Source organism: Trinickia sp. Z7, assembly GCF_056498045.1.
This window is the reverse complement of record NZ_JAUEQW010000041.1, coordinates 1-1,243: the sequence shown is the minus strand read 5'-3', so window position 1 is coordinate 1,243 and position 1,243 is coordinate 1. Positions and strand designations below refer to the sequence as shown.

Below are 1,243 nucleotides of genomic sequence, written 5' to 3'. Positions count from 1 at the left end.
GCTTGGATGCGGCGATCGAGCGCGCCGTCGCCTATGTCGAGGCAGGCGCGGATATGATCTTCCCTGAAGCGATGAAGACGCTGGACGATTACCGCAAGTTCAAGGCAGCCGTTAAGGTGCCCATTCTCGCGAATCTGACCGAGTTCGGTGCGACACCGTTGTTTACGACTGAAGAATTGAAGAGCGCGAACGTCGATATCGCGCTCTATTGCTGCGGCGCCTATCGCGCGATGAATGCCGCAGCGCTGAACTTTTACGAGACGGTCCGCCGCGACGGCACGCAAAAGGCCGCGGTGCCGACGATGCAAACGCGTGCCGATCTCTATCGGTATCTCGGCTATCACGCGTACGAAGAGAAGCTCGACGCGCTGTTCGCCGCAAACAAGTGATATTCGCCATCCGAAGCCTGGAGACAACACCATGAGTGATGCAGTAAAGGAAGCGCCGGCCGCCGGCACGTTCAAGCCAAAAAAATCCGTCGCCCTCTCGGGCGTGACCGCGGGCAACACGGCGCTGTGCACGGTTGGCCGCACCGGCAACGACTTGCACTATCGCGGCTACGACATTCTCGATGTCGCCACCACGTGCGAGTTCGAGGAAATCGCTCACCTGCTCGTGCATGAAAAGCTGCCGACGGTGTCGGAACTGGCCGCCTACAAAAAGAAGCTCAAAGCTTTGCGCGGCTTGCCCGCGAACGTGAAGGCCGCACTCGAATGGGTGCCCGCGTCGGCCCACCCCATGGACGTGATGCGCACGGGCGTGTCGGTGCTGGGCACCGTGTTGCCCGAAAAGGACGACCACGACATTGCCGGCGCGCGCGATATCGCCGATCGCTTGATGGCTTGCCTGGGCTCGATCCTGCTGTACTGGTACCACTACTCGCACAACGGCCGGCGCATCGAAGTGGAAACCGACGACGATTCGATCGGCGGCCATTTCCTGCATCTGCTGCACGGCAAGACGCCATCCAAATCATGGGTCGAAGCGATGCATACGTCGCTGATCCTGTACGCCGAGCACGAGTTCAACGCCTCCACGTTCACGGGCCGGGTCATCGCCGGTACCGGGTCGGACATCTACTCGGCCATCACCGGCGCAATCGGCGCGCTGCGCGGGCCCAAGCACGGCGGCGCCAACGAAGCGGCGTTCGAGATTCAAACGCGCTACACCACGCCCGACGAGGCCGAAGCCGACATCCGCCGCCGCGTGGACAACAAGGAAGTGGTGATCGGCTTCGGGCATC

General features: G+C 61.9%; 2 protein-coding genes. Both read left to right on the top strand.

Translation table 11 applies throughout. From position 1 onward, the window contains the following. A partial coding sequence (locus QQS38_RS25885) for an isocitrate lyase/phosphoenolpyruvate mutase family protein (protein WP_479648182.1) occupies positions 1 to 389 on the top strand: 389 nt, incomplete at its 5' end. 31 nt (positions 390 to 420) lie between these two features. Continuing rightward, the coding region (locus tag QQS38_RS25880) for a citrate/2-methylcitrate synthase (RefSeq protein ID WP_479648181.1) at positions 421 to 1,243 on the top strand (823 nt) is incomplete at its 3' end.